Origin of the sequence: Rhizobium leguminosarum (assembly GCF_004123835.1) — a bacterium.
GTDB lineage: Bacteria > Pseudomonadota > Alphaproteobacteria > Rhizobiales > Rhizobiaceae > Rhizobium > Rhizobium leguminosarum_M.
Map to the genome: position 1 here is coordinate 409,829 of NZ_MZMU01000012.1, position 16,270 is coordinate 426,098.

Below are 16,270 nucleotides of genomic sequence, written 5' to 3' on the forward strand. Positions count from 1 at the left end.
CCGCCGAGCTGGTTTTGGAAAGGTCTGAATCAGCCGGTTTCGGCTTTGATCAGAGGAATAATCGCTTGAGGTGGCCGACGTCGAGCAGCAAATTTGGATTGAGCGCCTTCGATATTGGCTGACGTTCGCTGATCTCCCTCCAAGGCTTTCGAATACAAGATCCGGAATTTGTCACCATGACAAGAAAATAGGTCAGTATTGTTGACATAAATACCCCGGCATGGTCTGCTGGGGGAATAGAAAAATACGAGGAAACCCCATGCTGAACTGGGACACCATGTTTGCGTCGCGCTCGTCGCGCATGCGCGCATCCGAGATCCGCGAGCTCTTGAAGCTTCTCGACCGGCCCGACATCATCTCCTTCGCTGGCGGCATTCCGGATCCGGCGCTCTTTCCCGATCAGGAATTCAAGCAGGCCTATGCCGATATCTTCGACGGCGCGGCCGTCAACTCGGCGCTGCAATATTCGGTCAGCGAGGGCTACAAACCGCTGCGCGAATGGCTGGTCGGGCAGATGGCAGCTCTCGACATCCCCTGCGAACTCGACAATGTTTTCATCGTGTCCGGTTCGCAGCAGGGCCTCGATTATCTCGGCAAGCTCTTCCTGTCGCCTGATGACACCGCGCTCGTGACGTGGCCGACCTATCTCGGCGCGCTGCAGGCCTTCAATGCCTATGAACCGGCCTACGACCAGCTGACGCCGAACGGCAACCGGACGCCCGAGTCCTACCATGCATCCGCTTCCGCTGCCGGCGGCAAGGTAAAGTTCGCCTATCTTTCCACCGACTTCTCCAATCCGACCGGCGAAACCGTCGATCTTGACGGCCGCAAGAAGGTCCTGGCACTTGCAGAAGATCTCGACATCGCCGTCATCGAGGATGCGGCCTACCAGTCGCTGCGTTACGATGGCGATCCGATCCCGCCGATCCTGGCGCTGGAGATCGCCGAGAAGGGCCATATCAACGATACGCGCACGATCTATTGCGGCAGCTTCTCGAAGACGCTGGCGCCCGGCCTTCGCGTCGGCTTCATCGTCGCCAACGCGCCTGTTATCCGCAAGCTGGTGCTGATGAAGCAGGCGGCCGACCTGCATTCCTCGACGATCAACCAGATGGCGATATCAGATGTCGCCGAGCGCGGTTTCGACGCGCAGGTCGCAAAGATCAAGGCCGCCTACAGCCGACGCCGCGACTGCATGCTGGCCGCGCTTGAGAAATACATGCCTGAAGGCACCAGCTGGACGAAGCCGGAAGGCGGCATGTTCATCTGGATCACGCTGCCGGAGGGCATGGATGGCGCCAAGCTGCTGGCGAAATCGCTCGAAACCGCCAAGGTCGCCTTCGTGCCCGGCAAGGCGTTCTTCGCCGACGGTTCCGGCGCCAACACCTTCCGCGTCAGCTTCTCCTGCGCGAACGAGCAAATGATCGAGGATGGCATCGGCCGCCTGAGCGCGCTGATCTCTGCTGAAATCGGCGGCTGAACGAGACGCTGCCACATACCCTTCTCCCCAGCGGGGAGAAGATGCCGGCAGGCAGATGAGGGGGTGAGCGGCGAAGCCGCAAATGCACTAAGCGTAAGCGGAGGGCAACAATGCCGGGCGTGCCGTGCCGCCCCCTCATCCGACCCTTCGGGCCACCTTCTCCCCGCTGGGGAGAAGAGGGAGCAAGCCGGGTGGATGGCCTGATCAGAAGATCGTCGTCCAGCCTTCGTTCGCCGTCTCGCTCTTGCCGTAGCCGACCCGATCGGCCACGGCACCGTCGGCATTGCGCAGGATGATGTCACCGCCCCGGTTGGCAAGTTGCGGGCCGCCGGCTGCGGCATCGAGCGCTATCGTGCGCAACTCGCCTGCGCTCAGCGATCCCGACAGCGTCTGGGTCCTGCCGTTTTCGTCCTCCAGCTTCCAGCCTTCGAGCGATGCCTCCATGTCGGAGCGGTTGATGAGCGTTACCGTTTCGGCCTCGGTGCCGCCTTCGCCGTTGACCGGGTTGATCAGCGCGGCGACGATGCGCAGCGACGAGGCGACGATCGGCTGCGGCCGGCGTGTGCCTTCGCCGCGGCCCTGGCCGCCACGGCTGTCGGAAACCGGATGGCCGGTCGCCGCATCGGTATTCCAGTTCTGCGACTGAAAGCAGAGGAAGATCGCCGCCCATTCGTCGGTATCGTTGAAATGGACGAGCAGCGCGCCGTCCTGGTTCGGCCCGTTGGTGGCCTTGAAGCTGCCGCCATCGCCCTGGTTCATGTGGATGTCGTGGATGCCGTTGCCCGGCTCGAAATCGAAATATTGGTCGGGCTTGTTGTGCTCGGGGCCCCAGGCCTCGCCGAAGGCATAGAAATGGATGTCGGGATCGGCAATGCCTTCCTCGACGATCGGCTCGATGAATTCCCTGAGATCGTTCTTCGGGCCGGAGAGCTGGAAGGGCGCGACATTCATGTCCTCGCGCTCGATCAGCCCGCCGCGGACATAGTCGATCGCAAGCTCCGGACGGTCCTTGATGTCGATCAGGCCCATCGGCAGGGCTTCGAGGGCGTCCGTCAGTGCCGGATGCTTGAAATCGACGATGTTGGCATAGAGCAGGTCGTGCGGCGACATCTTCGAGCGGACATTCAGAGCGATCCGGTAGCTGACGCCGTCCGCCTCGATGCGGATCTCGATATGGGGATCGTTGTCGTCATCAAGGGCGAGTGCGCTCGCCGTACCCTTCAGGACCTTGTAATTCTTCAGCATGGAGAACCTCGCGGGGGTGGCGGGATCTTACGCTAACACGGCGAAAGTGCATCTTTTGTGACGGCTAAAGTATGACGCGATCTTTCAGATTTGCCTGCCACACTTTAGGTCTTTGATTTGAGCATGTCGTGGTCGCAAAACCGCTGCACACTTTTGCGCGACATGCTTTGTCTTCCGCCGTGCAATGCTTGATCCGCTATCGCCTATTGCTCCAGATGCGGTCCGAAAAGTTCGAGATCGGCTTCACCAAGCCTGTCGCTAACCGTGTTCAGCTGGTGCCAGTAGGGATAGATCACCGGCGGCAGGCTGACCGCGTCGAGGCGCTTGCGTTCCTCGTCCGTGAGCTTCAGCTCGGCGGCGGCGATGTTGTCGCGGAACTGGGCTTCGGTGCGGCCGCCGATGATGACCGACGTCACCGCCTTGCGGCCGATCAGCCAGGCGAGCGCCACCTGTGCAGCGGAAACGCCCCGTTCCTCACCGATCGCGACCAGCGTCTCGACGATGTTCCAGAGGCGGTTCTCGTCGCGGATCGGCGGTTCGGTCCAGCCGGCGAACTGGCGCGTGCCTTCGGGCGCTGCCTGGTTGCGGCGATGCTTGCCGGAGAGCAGGCCGCCGGCGAGCGGGCTCCAGACCAGCACGCCAAGACCCTGGTCGATCGAGATCGGCAGCAGCTCGTATTCGGCGTCGCGGGCTTCCAGCGTATAATGGATCTGCTGGCTCACGAAACGCTGGTATCGGTGCTCGTTGGCGATGCCGAGCGCCTTCATGATGTGCCAGCCGGAATAGTTCGAGCAGCCCACGTAACGCACCTTGCCTTGCTTGACGAGGGTGTCGAGCGCTTCCATCGTCTCTTCGAGCGGCGTCTGGCCGTCCCATTCATGCACTTGGTAAAGGTCGATGACATCGGTCTTCAGGCGCTTGAGGCTCGCCTCACATTCGCGGATCAGGTGGTAACGCGACAGACCCTGGTCGTTCGGGCCGTCGCCCATGCTGAAGCGGGCCTTGGTGGCGAGCAACACCCCTTGCGGCCGCTTGCCGGAGAGCACGTCACCGATGATGTTTTCGCATTCGCCTGATGAATAGGCGTTGGCGGTGTCGATCAGATTGATGCCGGCATCGATGCACATGTCGATCATCTTCTTCGCCTCGGAGACGCCGAGATCGCCGACCATCTTCGCCCAACCGACGCCGCCGAAGGTCATCGTGCCCATGGTCAATGTCGAAATCTTCAGGCCGGAACGGCCGAGCTGACGATATTCCATTAAACTTCCTCCTTCATCGAAACAGGATTGACGTACCTCAGCGCGACCGAATGGCAATGGCGGCGTATTCACGCCTGCGTGAGGCTCAGGCAAGATAGCGGACACTTGCATCTTCGGGCCGCGTGGCGGAATGGCCGATCGCGCGTGCCGGCAGCAGACGGATGGTACAATATGCTATCGGCTTGTCGAACGAAAATCGTCGCAGCAACGCGGGGAGGCGGCACTGCGTCAGGCCTCGCCCTTATCCCTGTTGTGAATGTTGTCGCGGATCGAAGCAATTGTGTCCCGAATCTTGCTGACAGTCTCGGCGTCGAGACCGACGGCCTTGCCGATGCAGTCGAACACATGGGTGGCACGGCTCTTGAGAGCCAGTCCCTTCTTGGTAAGGCGCAAGAGCACCTGGCGCTCATCGGCGGGATTGCGGTTACGGGTGACGAGGCCGACATTTTCCAGCCGCTTCAGCAGCGGAGTGAGGGTGCTGGAGTCGAGAAAAAGCGTCTCGCCGAGATCCTTCACCGTGCGGTCGTCGCGCGCCCACAAGGCGGTCATGACGAGGAACTGGGGATAGGTGAGTTCCAGTTCGTCGAGCAGGGGACGGTAAAGCTGGTTAAAGGCGTGGCTTGCCGAATAGATCGAGAAGCAAAGCATTTCATCGATCTTGGGCACGTCAGCGAGATCATTTGATGTGGGGTCTTTCATCACGCTCTCCTCTGATCTCAATATAATTTGTGTGCGATCTGTTTGCAAGCTATTGACTCGGCAGATGAGGCGGCCTAATTAGATCGTGTACAAAGAAATCGCTGACAAAGTATGCGCCGAACATGGAAAGCTGCAGAGGTTTGCCGCGTCAACAGATGCGCAAGCACATGAATTCCCTTGTGGGCCCGATTCGGCTCCTCTGAAACTCAACCGAAGAAAGGAAATGACCAATGTTTAAGTTTGCTGCTGCCGTCGCCCTGGCAGGCGCTCTTCTTTCCGGTGCTGCTGTTGCCCAGCCGGCCAAGCCGACCGTTGTCCTCGTCCATGGCGCCTTTGCCGATTCATCCAGCTGGAACGGCGTCGTCGAAATCCTACGCAAGGACGGCTTTTCTGTCGTGGCAGCCGCCAATCCGCTGCGCAGCGTTTCGAACGACGCTGCCTATGTCTCCGACGTGGTTGGCAGCATCGCCGGCCCCGTGGTCCTTGTTGGTCACTCCTATGGCGGCCAGGTCATTTCGACCGCGGCCAACGGCCACGACAACGTCAGGTCGCTGGTCTATGTCGCGGCCTTTGCGCCGGATGCCGGAGAATCGGTCGCAGATCTCGCCGGCAAGTTTCCGGGCGGTACGCTGAGCGGAGCGCTTGCGGCCCCGGTGAAGCTCAGTGCCGGCGGTGTCGATCTCTATATCGATCAGGCCAAGTTCCACGATCAGTTCGCCAGCGACGTGCCGGCCGAGCAGGCGGCCCTGATGGCGGCTGCCCAACGTCCGGTCACCGAGGCCGCCCTGACCGAAAAATCCGGCGAGCCCGCCTGGAAGAAGCTGCCGTCGTGGTTTGTCTACGGCACCGGCGACAAGAACATCCCCGCTGCAGCCCTTGGCTTCATGGCCGAGCGGGCAGGCTCGAAGAGGATCGTCGTGGTCGATGGCGCTTCCCACGTCGTGATGGTGTCGAATCCCGAGAAGGTGGCGGAACTGATCGAAGAGGCCGCAAAGTAGTATTCGATCCGAGGGCCACGGCGCGCGAGCGCCGTGGCCCTCGGATGCTGTGAGCCTGATCATTCGGCTTGAAAATGCCGCCGTCGTTAAAGCCGGGCTCAGCCCGTTCCATTCGATGCCGACACAGCAGCCCTGGAGAGGTTACGACTGCTCGATGACAAAGTAGTGGTGCAGGGCGTGGACCAACCGACGCGCCCTGTCACATCTCTGTCAACGATCCCTAATAAGGGAGGGTGACGCAATTCCGAGGACCCCTTCCCATGAAAACGATCGTTTCCGCCGCAGCCCTTCTCGCCGCGAGCCTCTTTGCCATTCCGGCTTCTGCCGCAAACCTCGTTCTCTACACCAGCCAGCCGAACGAAGACGCGCAGGCAACGGTCGATGGCTTCATGGCCGCCAATCCCGATATCAAGGTCGACTGGGTACGCGACGGCACGCCGAAGATCATGGCGAAACTCCAGGCCGAGATCCAGGCCGGCAACCCGGTTGCCGACATTCTCCTCATCGCCGACATGGTGACGCTGGAGCGCCTCAAGGAAGACGGCAAGCTCTTGGCCTATAAGTCGCCGGAATCCGCAGGGTACGATGCCGCCCTTTATGACGCCGACGGCTATTACTACTCGACCAAGCTGATCACCACCGGCATCATGTACAACACTTCGGCCGCCATGAAGCCTGCGAGCTGGAAGGACCTGACGAAGCCGGAAGCCAAGGGCCTCGTCACCATGCCGAGCCCGCTTGCCTCGGGTGCGGCCCTCATCCACGCCCAGACGCTTGCCGCTGTTCCCGGCCTCGGCTGGGATTTCTACAAGTCGCTGCAGGCCAACGGCGCGATCGCTGCCGGCGGCAACGGCGCCGTGCTGAAGTCGGTCGCCTCGGGCGAAAAGGCCTATGGCGTGGTCGTCGACTACCTGCCGATCCGCGAGAAGGCCAAGGGCGCGCCTGTCGAGTTCGTATTCCCGAGCGAAGGCGTTTCGGCCGTCACCGAGCCGGTCGGCATCCTTGCCAGCACCAAAAATGCCGATGCCGCCAAGAAATTCGTCGATTACGTGCTCTCCGAAAAGGGCCAGGAGGGTTTCCTGAAGCTCGGCTACATCCCGGCCCGCAACGGCATGAAGCTGCCGGACGGCTTCCCGGCACGCGACACCATCAAGGTCCTGCCGATCAAGGCCGCAGAGGCGCTGAAGAATACCGACCAGGATCTGAAGACCTTCTCGGGCATCTACGGCTCGAACTGATCGTTTCATGCACGGATACATCAAAACCGGAAACAGCCAGCCCGCCTGGCTGTTTCCTTTTATCGTCGTCGTCGTCCTGTTCCTCAGCGTGCTGCCGCTCGCTCGTCTCGCCATGGTCGGGATCGCAGCCTTCGCCAGCGGCGGCGTGATTGATGTTCTGAGCGAAGCCTCGCTCTGGTCGGCGACCTATTACACCATCGTCACCGCCATTTTGGGCACAATCATCTCGCTCGCCATCGGCTGCCTCTTCGCCTTCCTGCTGACGCTGACCGATATCCGCGCCAAGGGGCTGCTCAGCTTCTTCTTCGTGCTGCCGATGATGATCCCGCCGCAGGTAACGGCGCTCGCCTGGGTGCAGATGTCAGGCCCCTCCAGCCCGCTCTTGAAGGCGCTCTCCATCGCCCCGCCGCTCGGCTCGCCGCAGCCGCTCTACTCGGTCGGCGGCATCGCGCTGCTCTATGGCGTGCAGCATGCGCCGCTCGTCTATCTGGCGCTCCGGGCCGGGCTGATGACCCTGCCGCGCGACGGCGTCGAGGCGGCGCGGCTTTCCGGCGCCTCCAGCCTTCGGGTGTTTTGCGACATCATCCTGCCCTTGTCATTGCCCGGCATCATCGCGGGCGCGGCAATCTCCTTCGTCTCCTGCACCGGCAATTTCGGTATTCCCGCCATTCTCGGCATTCCGGCCTCGATCTTCACGCTGCCGACGCTTGTTTTCACCAAGTTTTCCGCTTTCACCAGCCGCACCTTCGGCGACGTCGCCGTGCTCTCGGCGATTATTGCGATGATCTCGGTCGCAGGATTGATGATCCAGGACCGAGCATTGCGTGGCCGCGACTACCGCGTCATCGGGCTATCGGCGGCGAGCGCCGCCTTCGAGCTCGGCGCATGGCGCTTTGTCTTCAAGCCGCTCCTCTGGGGCATCCTATTCTTCATGCTGGCGGCGCCATTCTTCGCGCTGGTCGCCGGCGCGCTGGTGCCGGCCTATGGTGTGCCGCTCACCTTCAAGACCATGTCGCTGCATGCCTTCGAGGAGATCCTGTTCCGGCAGGCGGTGACGCGCACGGCCTTTATCAATTCGCTGTCGCTCGCCGGAGCCACCGCGCTTGGTCTCCTGGTGGTGACGGTGCTTGCGGCCTATGCGCTGACGCGGCGCAAGGATGCGGCGTCGCGGATCGTCGCCAGCCTGATCGAGATACCATATTCGCTGCCCGGCATCGTCATCGCGGTGTGCTTTATCCTGGTGTTCGCAGCACCGATCCCGATCCTCCACGTCTCGCTCTACGGCACGATCTGGATCATCCTGATCGCCTATTTCTCCTCCTTCTTCGCCGTCAGCTTGAAACCCGTGGTCAGCGCCTTTCATCAACTCGACCCGGCGCTCGAAGAGGCGGCGCGGCTTTCCGGCGCCGGCTTCTTCCGCAGGCTTGCCGATATCATCGTGCCGCTGATCGCACCGGCCGCCGGCGCCTCGGTCATCCTGGTCTTCCTGATTGCCTGCAACGAGCTGACGATCTCGGCGCTGCTCTGGTCGGCGGGCACCCAGACGCTCGGTGTCGCCATCTACAATCTCGACGACAGCGGCAGTTCCGATCTCGCCTCGGCGCTTTCGGTGCTCGTCGTGCTCATGGTTGTCGTCATGATGCTGCTGCTCGAGCTTCTGGCAAAACGCCTGCCGAAAGGGGTGGTCCCATGGCGAAGCTGATCCTCAACCGGGTCGCCAAGGATTTCGGCACCGGGCGCGCAGCCGTCAGCGATTTCTCGCTCGATGTGCGTGAGGGCGGCTTCCTGGCGCTACTCGGACCTTCCGGCTGCGGCAAGACGACGGTGCTGCGCATGATCGCCGGTTTCGAGACGCCCACCGACGGCTCGATTCACCTCGGCGAGCGGCTGCTTGCCGACGCCGCGCAGTCGCTGCCGCCGGAAAAGCGCAACATGGCGATGGTCTTCCAGTCCTATGCGCTCTGGCCGCATATGAGCGTCGCCGACAATGTCGGTTATCCCCTCAAGGTGCGCGGGATATCAGGCGAAACCTACCGGGCGAAGGTGCGCGACGCGCTCGGCACCGTCCGACTCGCCGACTACGCCGAACGGCGCCCGGCCGATCTCTCCGGCGGCCAGCGCCAGCGCGTCGCGCTCGCCCGCTGCCTGGTGACCTCGCCCGACGTGGTGCTGCTCGACGAGCCGCTCGCCAATCTCGACCGGCACCTGAAGCAGGAGATGGAAGAGACTTTCCGCGAGTTCCACCAGCGCTCGGGCGCGACGATGGTCTATGTCACCCACGACCAGAGCGAGGCGATGGCGCTCGCGACCGACGTCGCTGTCATGTCGGAAGGGCGGCTGCTGCAGGTGGCGCCGCCGGCCGAGATCTACGCGCGGCCGGAAGGGCGCATCGTCGGCGGGTTGATCGGGCGGGGCACGATCGTGACGCTGCCGCGTGCTGCTGGTGACAACAGGGCCTTCGACTGGCAGGCGCTGGAGCCGATGTTTGCCGGTGCCGCCGTTAGTACTGCCGACGGCGACCGGATGGATGTCCTCGTTCGGCCGGAGGATGTCATCGTCTCTGGCGAGAATATTGCCGCCGGCGCGGGGATCGCGGCGACGGTCGAGTCCGTTCTCTTCGAGGGCGAGCGTTATGCGCTGAAGCTGATCCTCGCCGACAGTCAGGTGCTGCGGGCCAATTCCCGCTTTCCCGTCCGGACGGGTGACAGCCTCAGACTATCGGTGCGCGCGGCGTGGCGGCTTTGAGACATCGCGCCTCGCCAGTGTCATTCGCTCTCCGAACACTGCCAGCGGATGACGCGGCAGTTGCCGGTTTGCTTTCTGCAGCTGCGGATCGCCTGGCGCTGGGCCTCGCGGCCATCATTACCCCAGCCGGAGCCCCAGCCGCTGCGATGGCCGACGGCCACCGCGCCGCAGCCGTTCCGGAACCAGATGGCGATGCGACAATCGTTGGCGCTGCTGTCGCAATTGCGCCGGGCAACGGTTTCGGCGTCGCCGCGATTGTCATAAGCATAGGACCAGCCGATGGCGCGGGTCGACGGCGAGTAGGCAATCGCGCCATAGGTGTCGGCAAGGGCCGCGCCGGCGAGGGACGTCAGAGCCGCAAACGATGCAAGAACCCGCTTCATGAAATGCCCCCGCGCCGGAACGACGATTGTCCTCTGCTAAGAACTATCCGAGGCTTGCGGCGGAATATCTGCGGCCCAAGTCACAAGCAATCGCCTCTGGGGCTCCAAGAGGAGTGATTATTCGCATATTTCTTGGCCCTGCCATCTTTTCCCGCGGCTATTGCCGGATAAGGTACTGCCCGCAACCGGATCCTTCCTATGTCGCTTCGCCTCGCCACCTTCAATGTCGAAAATCTTCTCACCCGTTTCGATTTCACCGGCTTCCGAAACCAGCTGCGCCAGGACCGCGTCATCAAGCTTTTCGAGGTGTCGAGCGAGGGTGTCTATCAGCAGCTCGAGCAGGCGCGTGTGATTGCCGCGACCGACGACACGCGGCAGATGTCGGCCCTTGCGATCGCCGACGCTGACGCCGATATCCTCTGCCTGCAGGAAGTCGACAACATGGCTGCCCTTCAGGCCTTCGAATACGGCTATCTCTTCCGCATGGTCGGAAACGGCTACCGGCAGAAATACCTGGTCGAGGGCAATGATAGCCGCGGCATTGATGTTGCCGTGCTGATGCGCGAGGAAACGCGCGACGGCCAGAAGATCGAGCTCAGGGATATCAGAAGCCATGCGATGACGACCTATCGCGATCTCGATCTCTTCAATGAGGAGCTGGCGCTCACCAACCGCATCGACGACAAGATCTTCAAGCGCGACTGCCTGGAGCTTGACCTTCTGATCGGTGGCCGGCCGTTTTCGCTCTACGTCGTGCATTTCAAGTCGATGGGCAATCCGCGCGACGGGCTGGACGGGCGGCAATCGACCATGCCGATCCGCCGCGCCGAGGCGCGCGCCGTGCGCCGCATCATCGAGGATCGCTTCGGTGCGGAGCAAGCCGGTACGAAGAGCTTCGCCATCTGTGGAGACATGAACGATTATCAGGAGCGTGTCGATGTCATCGGCCGCCGGGGCACCGGTTATCGCTTCGAACATCAGAACGAGACCGAAAGCGCGCTCGACGTTTTCAGTAGCGACGGCTTTGCCGAAAATGTCGTGCGCCGCCGCGCCCCCCTCGACCGCTGGACGCTCTATCACGCGCGCGGGCCACAGGAGCAGTGGCTTTGCCAACTCGACTATCTCTGGCTTTCGCCAGCACTTGCCGCCCATAATGCCGGCCGCCTGCCCGAAATCATCCGCAGCGGCCAGCCCTACCGCACCATCTTCCCGCCGGGGCAGGAGGTGGAGCGCTATCCGCGCACCGGCTGGGACAGGCCGAAGGCGTCCGATCATTGCCCCGTCGTCATGACACTGGATCTCCCATGAATGCAAATTTGAACGCGAATTTCACCAACATCAATTTTTCCGATGATTTTGCCGGCTGGCCGCCGGAGGCGACGGTCTTCCCGATTGCCGGCGTGGATCTGCGCATTCTGCCCGGTCCCCATCCTTTGGTCACCGCCGAAGAAGCGGCGATCGGGGAGAACTGGGCGCGGGAGACCGCCGCCAACCCGGCGCTGTTCGACGGGCGCATGGTGTTTCAGCAACGGCTCTCCCTCAGTGAAAACGGGATTGCGGGCGAGGGCCACGTCATTCCCTTTTCTGCCTTCATGTGGTGGCGCCGACAGCCGCAGCGTCAGGGTGGCGTTCACATCTTCGCCTATCCGGTGCTCGAAACCTCGGACGGCGCGCTGGTGGCGATCCGTATGGGCGCGCATACCGCCAATCCCGGCCAGGTGTATTTCGCCGCCGGCTCGCTGGAGCCGGAGGATATCGTCGACGGGCGTTGCGACATCGAGGCGAACATGCGCCGCGAGGTCTATGAGGAGACCGGGCTCGATCTTGCCGAATCCGTCGCGGGTGAGGGGCTGTTCGCCACCCATAACAAGCGCACGGTGACGCTGCTGCGGCTATTCCGCTTCGACATGACGGCGGATGAGATGATCGAGCGGATCGAGCGGCATATGCTCGTCGCCGAGGATCAGGAGATCGCGGGCGCGGTGGCGATCCGCTCGGCCGATCCCTCCGCCCATTCCTATAACATCGCCATGTTGCCTGTGATCGACTGGTATTTCGGTAAGGCCGAGTGGAGTTGATGTATGCCGCCCAAAGCCATGTAGCGTTTCGGGATAACGACACGCATCACGCAACGATCGAAAGCGCGTCGTGTGAATCCGGTTGACGTGACGCGTTTTAGCGCCTTGCACTCGCTCGCGTGGTCGGGCAGGTTGGCGGCGCGATGACGATTCAAGGAGGCCGATGTGGCGCGAAGCTACAGCGTCTATGACGTGTTCACCGATCGAAAGCTTGCGGGCAACCCGCTGGCGGTGATCTTCGACGGAGACGATCTCAGCGACGAGGCGATGCAGGCGATCACCCGGGAGATCAATCTCTCCGAGACGGTGTTCGTGCAGCCTTCGACCAATCCCGCCTATGCGGCGCGGCTGAGGATATTCACGCCCGGACGCGAACTGCCCTTTGCCGGCCATCCGACGGTCGGCACGGCGGTGGCGCTGGCCGAACGGGCGCATGGTGCTGCGACGCGCGATCTTGTCTCGGTGCTCGAGGAAAATGTCGGGCCGGTGCGCTGCGCGGTGCGGCTGAGAGAGGGTGAGGCGAGCTTTGCCGAATTCGATCTGCCGCGCAAATCGCAGCCGGCCATCATGCCGCTCGACAAGCTCGGCATCGCCGACGCGCTATCGCTGAAGGTGACCGAGATCGGCTTCGAAAATCACGTCCCGTCGGTCTGGAGCGCCGGCGTTCCCTTCCTGCTCATTCCGGTGCACGATGTCGGAGCCACGCAGCGGGTGGAATTCGATCCTCAGCTCTGGGAAAAGATCGTGCCCTTCGTCGATGGCGCGCTTGCCTCGGCCTATGTCTACTGCCGCGGCGGCGTCAACCACGTGGCGAAGTTCCATGCGCGCATGTTCGCAAGCGGCATGGGGATCGTCGAAGACCCAGCCACCGGCTCGGCGGCAGCCGCACTCTCCGGCGCGATCCACCATTTCGACCGGCTGACGGACGGGCATCATCCGATCATGATCGAGCAGGGCGTCGAGATGGGCCGGCCGTCCTTCATCCACCTGCATATCGATGTCGACGGCGGGGCGATCTCCAACGCGCGGATCGGCGGCCAGGCAGTGCGGCTGGCCAGCGGCACGCTCGACCTTTGATTTCATTAAAGCGCGTCGCGTCAATCCGGATTCATGCGACGCGCTTTAAGTCTTTGTTTTATGCAAGTCGTTATCCCAAACCCGCTGCGCACTTTTGGGCGACATGCATTAGAGCGCCGCGCGTCCAACACGACGCGCTAAGGACGCTCTATCACTTTGAATCCGCGCATAATCCTTTCGAATCCGCGCATAATCCTTTCCGAAAATCGATTCCGATTTTCGGGGTTATGCGCTGCATTTCAGCCATGCAGAAAAATCTTCGCGATTAACCAAAGAAATTTCGCCTATGCGCTGGACAAGGCTGCCGATCCTGTTTATACGCCCCGTCACACCGCGCAGCCAAGCGCGAACGGGTGATTAGCTCAGTTGGTAGAGCAGCTGACTCTTAATCAGCGGGTCGTAGGTTCGAGCCCTACATCACCCACCAAATATCCTGAAAAGATTGATGTATTCGAACTCAGGCCGGATATTCCGGCCTGCCGGAAACTGTTCTCGAAGCAGGCGGCACGGTTCGCGCTGTCCACAGGACTGGCCGCGTTCATCCGCGCGCCCTATCTCCCTCTCGCGTATCAGGAGGGGTCTATGAGAAGCGTTATTTTTGCCGTCGCATTGTCTCTGCCGTTGCCTGCCTTTGCCGCAGGCGCAATGGAGGTCAAAGCAGGCGATCATAGCTGTGGCGAGTTTGTGCAGATCATCCGTCAGAATAAAAAGGTCTTTGTCCGCGTCGGCTTCGGCGGCCGCAGTTTCCGCTATCCGCCGGCCCAATGCAGCATGGGCGAAAAGCGGAGCACGACCAGTTTTCGCGATGCCGCGGGAAAGCAGTGCGTTCTCGACTATGCTTGCGTCTTCGACCCGGCGTCGCCCTATAATTTCCCTTAGGCGCTTCGGCTGAGACATGGCTGCCGCAATGAGCTGATTTCTAAAACGTGCTGGGAGCTGAAAGGGAAGGGCTATACTCAGGCGATAGAATTCGGGTGATTCTCGGATTGGCGGCAAGGGAGCGGTGCCCTAACTTCGCTCTCTCACATCAGGAGTTTCCATGAAAAGCATTGTTCTGGCCGTCGCACTGTTGTTTCCGTCCGCAGCCCTTGCCGTCGAGGCGGTGGAGGTCAATGCCAGAGATCACAGCTGCGAGGAGCTTGCGCAGATCATCCGCAAGGACAAGGCGGTTTTTGTGCGGATGGGCTTTGGCGGCCGTAGCTTCCGTTATCCGCCGGCCAGGTGCAATCTCGGCGACAAGTACGACACCGCAAGAGTAAGGGATGCCAATGGCAAGCTCTGCCTCCTCGACTACGAGTGCGTGTACGATCCGCAGTCTTTCTATAACAGGATCCCGAAATAATATCCCGATCCAGGCGTTGCCAAATACGGTCAAGAAAAAAGGCCGGGCGAAACTCGCGCCGACCTTCCTCAATCAGTCTCGATAACGGCTGCCAGTACATCCGTGGTCAGCCGTCAGAGACAGATATGATATCCCTTAAATAGGGTTTACTTAAACATCTTCAAGAGCTCGCAGCCGAAGGGAAGCCGGCATTGGCCGGCTTCCTTTTTACCGAGCAGGCGTTACTGCTGGGCAGGGGCAGCCGGCGGAGTGGCCGGTGCTGGTGCCGGTGCGGGTGCGGGCGTTGCGCTGTTGTCAGTCGGAGCGATCGGCTTAGCCGGCGCCGGCTCTGATTGGGTTGTGGAGGCTGTCGTGTCCGGGGATGTGCCGGGGGTGCTCCACTGCGAATAGGCGAATGCAGCGACAGCGATCACGGCCAATGCAGCGACCCAGACAACCCAGGTATTAGTGCTGCGCGCGCTCGGCGTGGTGCGCAGGTCCAAATTTGGGTTCAGCGGGCGGTTCGGGTCGTTGGCATTATTGGGGTCGTACGTCATGGTACTTTCTCCTCTTTCGGTGAGAGAAGAATGCCGAAGTGGGCTTTTTGTTCCGTTCTGGGCCGAAGCGCCTGTGCTGATTGGATTTTCGCACTCTTCATTCTCGCACTTCACTGGCGCCTCGTGCATTCGCGGCTTTGCCGCTCACCCCCTCATCTGCCTGCGGCTCGCTTGGAGATGACCGGCAGGGACCCGGTGGAAGAGATGCCGGCTGATCGGGCGCCGAGGCAGATGGCAGGCCGCCATGGCGTAATGCGCTTGACACCACCGGGTCTGTTTGCGAATGATTTCTGTATGGGGTCGCGATCACCCCACGAGGCGTCATGCTGAAGAATCGCGTCCAGTAAAACCGATCAACGGAGGGACGCGTCATGCCGTCATTTCTCGAAATTTCTCCCGACAAGCTCAGCCGCCTCATCGGAACCCCCGGTGCGCCTTGCATTATCGACGTTCGCACTGAGGAGGACTTCGCGCTCGATCCGCGCCTGGTGCCGGGCTCGATCCGGCGCGACCATTCCGAGGTCGCGTCCTGGGCGGGCAGCGTCGATGCCGAAGCCGTCGTCGTGGTCTGCCAGAAGGGCAGCAAGCTCAGTCATGGTGTTGCCGCCTATCTCCGCCATGCCGGGATCGACGCGGAAAGCCTCGAAGGTGGATTCGAAGCCTGGATTGTAGCCGGATCGGCGGTGCCCGAGGAAAAGCTGCCGCGCCGGGACATACAGGGACGCACCGTCTGGGTGACGCGGGCGCGGCCAAAGATCGATCGCATCGCCTGTCCCTGGCTGATCCGGCGCTTCGTCGATCCGAACGCCGTGTTCTTGTTCGTGCCGGCGCCCGAGGTTTTGGCCGTCGGCGAGCGCTTCGGGGCGACGCCCTTTGATATCGAAGACGTGTTCTGGAGCCATCGGGGCGAATTCTGCACTTTCGACGTCATGGTCGAAGAGTTCGTACTGGCTTCGGAACCGCTTCTGGGCCTGGCGCGGATCGTCAGGGCGGCGGATACTGCAAGGCTTGATCTCGCGCCCGAGGCGGCGGGCCTGCTGGCCGCTTCGCTCGGCCTCTCCAGGATGTATTCCGACGATCTGGAACAGCTCGAGGCCGGGATGCTTCTCTACGACGCCTTCTTCCGCTGGTGCCGCGATGCGACCGAGGAAACCCACAACTGGCCGGCACCGAAGAAGAGGGCATGA

General features: G+C 61.8%; 16 protein-coding genes and 1 tRNA gene. 12 read left to right on the top strand and 5 right to left on the bottom strand.

Going from position 1 to position 16,270, the window contains the following annotated elements; genetic code table 11:
- The first annotated feature begins 259 nt into the window (after window positions 1-259).
- Complete coding sequence (locus B5P46_RS18740; RefSeq protein ID WP_129420013.1) at window positions 260-1,480, top strand: PLP-dependent aminotransferase family protein; 1,221 nt, start codon at window positions 260-262, stop codon at window positions 1,478-1,480.
- Between the two features lie 204 nt (window positions 1,481-1,684).
- On the opposite strand, the gene B5P46_RS18750 is transcribed toward B5P46_RS18740, so the two are convergent.
- From B5P46_RS18750 to B5P46_RS18760, 3 genes are all read right to left on the bottom strand, one after another.
- Window positions 1,685-2,725 (bottom strand): DUF2278 family protein, encoded by a 1,041-nt coding sequence (locus B5P46_RS18750; RefSeq protein WP_129420015.1) that lies wholly within the window; start codon window positions 2,723-2,725, stop codon window positions 1,685-1,687.
- 203 nt (window positions 2,726-2,928) lie between these two features.
- Window positions 2,929-3,987 carry an aldo/keto reductase gene (locus B5P46_RS18755; protein WP_129420016.1) on the bottom strand — a complete coding sequence of 353 codons (1,059 nt, stop codon included), beginning with the start codon at window positions 3,985-3,987 and terminating at the stop codon, window positions 2,929-2,931.
- A 228-nt stretch (window positions 3,988-4,215) separates the two neighbouring features.
- Window positions 4,216-4,686, bottom strand: a complete 471-nt coding sequence (locus B5P46_RS18760) for a MarR family winged helix-turn-helix transcriptional regulator (RefSeq protein WP_129420017.1) — start codon at window positions 4,684-4,686, stop codon at window positions 4,216-4,218.
- Between the two features lie 230 nt (window positions 4,687-4,916).
- Between B5P46_RS18760 and B5P46_RS18765 the strand changes: the two genes are divergently transcribed.
- The 4 genes from B5P46_RS18765 to B5P46_RS18780 all read left to right on the top strand — a co-directional run bounded on the left by B5P46_RS18765 (window position 4,917) and on the right by B5P46_RS18780 (window position 9,667).
- Window positions 4,917-5,684, top strand: coding sequence for an alpha/beta fold hydrolase (locus B5P46_RS18765; RefSeq protein ID WP_129420018.1), 768 nt, complete (start codon window positions 4,917-4,919; stop codon window positions 5,682-5,684).
- Window positions 5,685-5,944: 260 nt separating this feature from the next.
- Window positions 5,945-6,922, top strand: coding sequence for an ABC transporter substrate-binding protein (locus tag B5P46_RS18770; RefSeq protein ID WP_129420019.1), 978 nt, complete (start codon window positions 5,945-5,947; stop codon window positions 6,920-6,922).
- A gap of 7 nt (window positions 6,923-6,929) precedes the next feature.
- Window positions 6,930-8,624 (top strand): ABC transporter permease, encoded by a 1,695-nt coding sequence (locus B5P46_RS18775; RefSeq protein WP_129420020.1) that lies wholly within the window; start codon window positions 6,930-6,932, stop codon window positions 8,622-8,624.
- A complete protein-coding gene (locus B5P46_RS18780) occupies window positions 8,612-9,667 on the top strand; it encodes an ABC transporter ATP-binding protein (RefSeq protein WP_129420021.1) in 1,056 nt (351 codons plus the stop codon). Before B5P46_RS18775 ends, B5P46_RS18780 begins: the two co-directional genes overlap by 13 nt.
- A gap of 20 nt (window positions 9,668-9,687) precedes the next feature.
- Here the strand turns inward: B5P46_RS18780 and B5P46_RS18785 are convergent, their stop codons facing one another.
- Window positions 9,688-10,050, bottom strand: a complete 363-nt coding sequence (locus B5P46_RS18785) for a DUF4189 domain-containing protein (RefSeq protein WP_129420022.1) — start codon at window positions 10,048-10,050, stop codon at window positions 9,688-9,690.
- A gap of 198 nt (window positions 10,051-10,248) precedes the next feature.
- Between B5P46_RS18785 and B5P46_RS18790 the strand changes: the two genes are divergently transcribed.
- The 6 genes from B5P46_RS18790 (at window position 10,249) to B5P46_RS18820 (ending at window position 14,547) form a co-directional block, all read left to right on the top strand.
- Window positions 10,249-11,358, top strand: a complete 1,110-nt coding sequence (locus B5P46_RS18790; protein ID WP_129420023.1) for an endonuclease/exonuclease/phosphatase family protein — start codon at window positions 10,249-10,251, stop codon at window positions 11,356-11,358.
- On the top strand, window positions 11,355-12,128 hold the full coding sequence (locus tag B5P46_RS18795; protein WP_129420024.1) for an NUDIX hydrolase: 774 nt from the start codon (window positions 11,355-11,357) through the stop codon (window positions 12,126-12,128). Before B5P46_RS18790 ends, B5P46_RS18795 begins: the two co-directional genes overlap by 4 nt.
- A gap of 165 nt (window positions 12,129-12,293) precedes the next feature.
- On the top strand, window positions 12,294-13,205 hold the full coding sequence (locus tag B5P46_RS18800) for a PhzF family phenazine biosynthesis protein (protein ID WP_129420025.1): 912 nt from the start codon (window positions 12,294-12,296) through the stop codon (window positions 13,203-13,205).
- Between the two features lie 351 nt (window positions 13,206-13,556).
- Window positions 13,557-13,632: transfer RNA gene (locus tag B5P46_RS18810), tRNA-Lys, on the top strand.
- A gap of 155 nt (window positions 13,633-13,787) precedes the next feature.
- On the top strand, window positions 13,788-14,084 hold the full coding sequence (locus tag B5P46_RS18815) for a hypothetical protein (protein WP_129420026.1): 297 nt from the start codon (window positions 13,788-13,790) through the stop codon (window positions 14,082-14,084).
- Window positions 14,085-14,244: 160 nt separating this feature from the next.
- A complete protein-coding gene (locus B5P46_RS18820) occupies window positions 14,245-14,547 on the top strand; it encodes a hypothetical protein (RefSeq protein WP_129420027.1) in 303 nt (100 codons plus the stop codon).
- 221 nt (window positions 14,548-14,768) lie between these two features.
- Here B5P46_RS18820 and B5P46_RS18825 read toward each other — a convergent pair whose 3' ends face one another.
- Complete coding sequence (locus B5P46_RS18825) at window positions 14,769-15,083, bottom strand: hypothetical protein (protein WP_129420028.1); 315 nt, start codon at window positions 15,081-15,083, stop codon at window positions 14,769-14,771.
- Between the two features lie 371 nt (window positions 15,084-15,454).
- Between B5P46_RS18825 and B5P46_RS18830 the strand changes: the two genes are divergently transcribed.
- Window positions 15,455-16,270, top strand: coding sequence for a chromate resistance protein ChrB domain-containing protein (locus B5P46_RS18830; protein ID WP_129420029.1), 816 nt, complete (start codon window positions 15,455-15,457; stop codon window positions 16,268-16,270).

Coding starts and splice junctions, on each gene's coding strand:
- B5P46_RS18740 (WP_129420013.1), top strand. CDS start 260: ATGCTGAACTGGGACACCATGTTTGCGTCGCGCTCGTCGCGCATGCGC.
- B5P46_RS18750 (WP_129420015.1), bottom strand. CDS start 2,725: ATGCTGAAGAATTACAAGGTCCTGAAGGGTACGGCGAGCGCACTCGCC.
- B5P46_RS18755 (WP_129420016.1), bottom strand. CDS start 3,987: ATGGAATATCGTCAGCTCGGCCGTTCCGGCCTGAAGATTTCGACATTG.
- B5P46_RS18760 (WP_129420017.1), bottom strand. CDS start 4,686: ATGAAAGACCCCACATCAAATGATCTCGCTGACGTGCCCAAGATCGAT.
- B5P46_RS18765 (WP_129420018.1), top strand. CDS start 4,917: ATGTTTAAGTTTGCTGCTGCCGTCGCCCTGGCAGGCGCTCTTCTTTCC.
- B5P46_RS18770 (WP_129420019.1), top strand. CDS start 5,945: ATGAAAACGATCGTTTCCGCCGCAGCCCTTCTCGCCGCGAGCCTCTTT.
- B5P46_RS18775 (WP_129420020.1), top strand. CDS start 6,930: ATGCACGGATACATCAAAACCGGAAACAGCCAGCCCGCCTGGCTGTTT.
- B5P46_RS18780 (WP_129420021.1), top strand. CDS start 8,612: ATGGCGAAGCTGATCCTCAACCGGGTCGCCAAGGATTTCGGCACCGGG.
- B5P46_RS18785 (WP_129420022.1), bottom strand. CDS start 10,050: ATGAAGCGGGTTCTTGCATCGTTTGCGGCTCTGACGTCCCTCGCCGGC.
- B5P46_RS18790 (WP_129420023.1), top strand. CDS start 10,249: ATGTCGCTTCGCCTCGCCACCTTCAATGTCGAAAATCTTCTCACCCGT.
- B5P46_RS18795 (WP_129420024.1), top strand. CDS start 11,355: ATGAATGCAAATTTGAACGCGAATTTCACCAACATCAATTTTTCCGAT.
- B5P46_RS18815 (WP_129420026.1), top strand. CDS start 13,788: ATGAGAAGCGTTATTTTTGCCGTCGCATTGTCTCTGCCGTTGCCTGCC.
- B5P46_RS18820 (WP_129420027.1), top strand. CDS start 14,245: ATGAAAAGCATTGTTCTGGCCGTCGCACTGTTGTTTCCGTCCGCAGCC.
- B5P46_RS18825 (WP_129420028.1), bottom strand. CDS start 15,083: ATGACGTACGACCCCAATAATGCCAACGACCCGAACCGCCCGCTGAAC.
- B5P46_RS18830 (WP_129420029.1), top strand. CDS start 15,455: ATGCCGTCATTTCTCGAAATTTCTCCCGACAAGCTCAGCCGCCTCATC.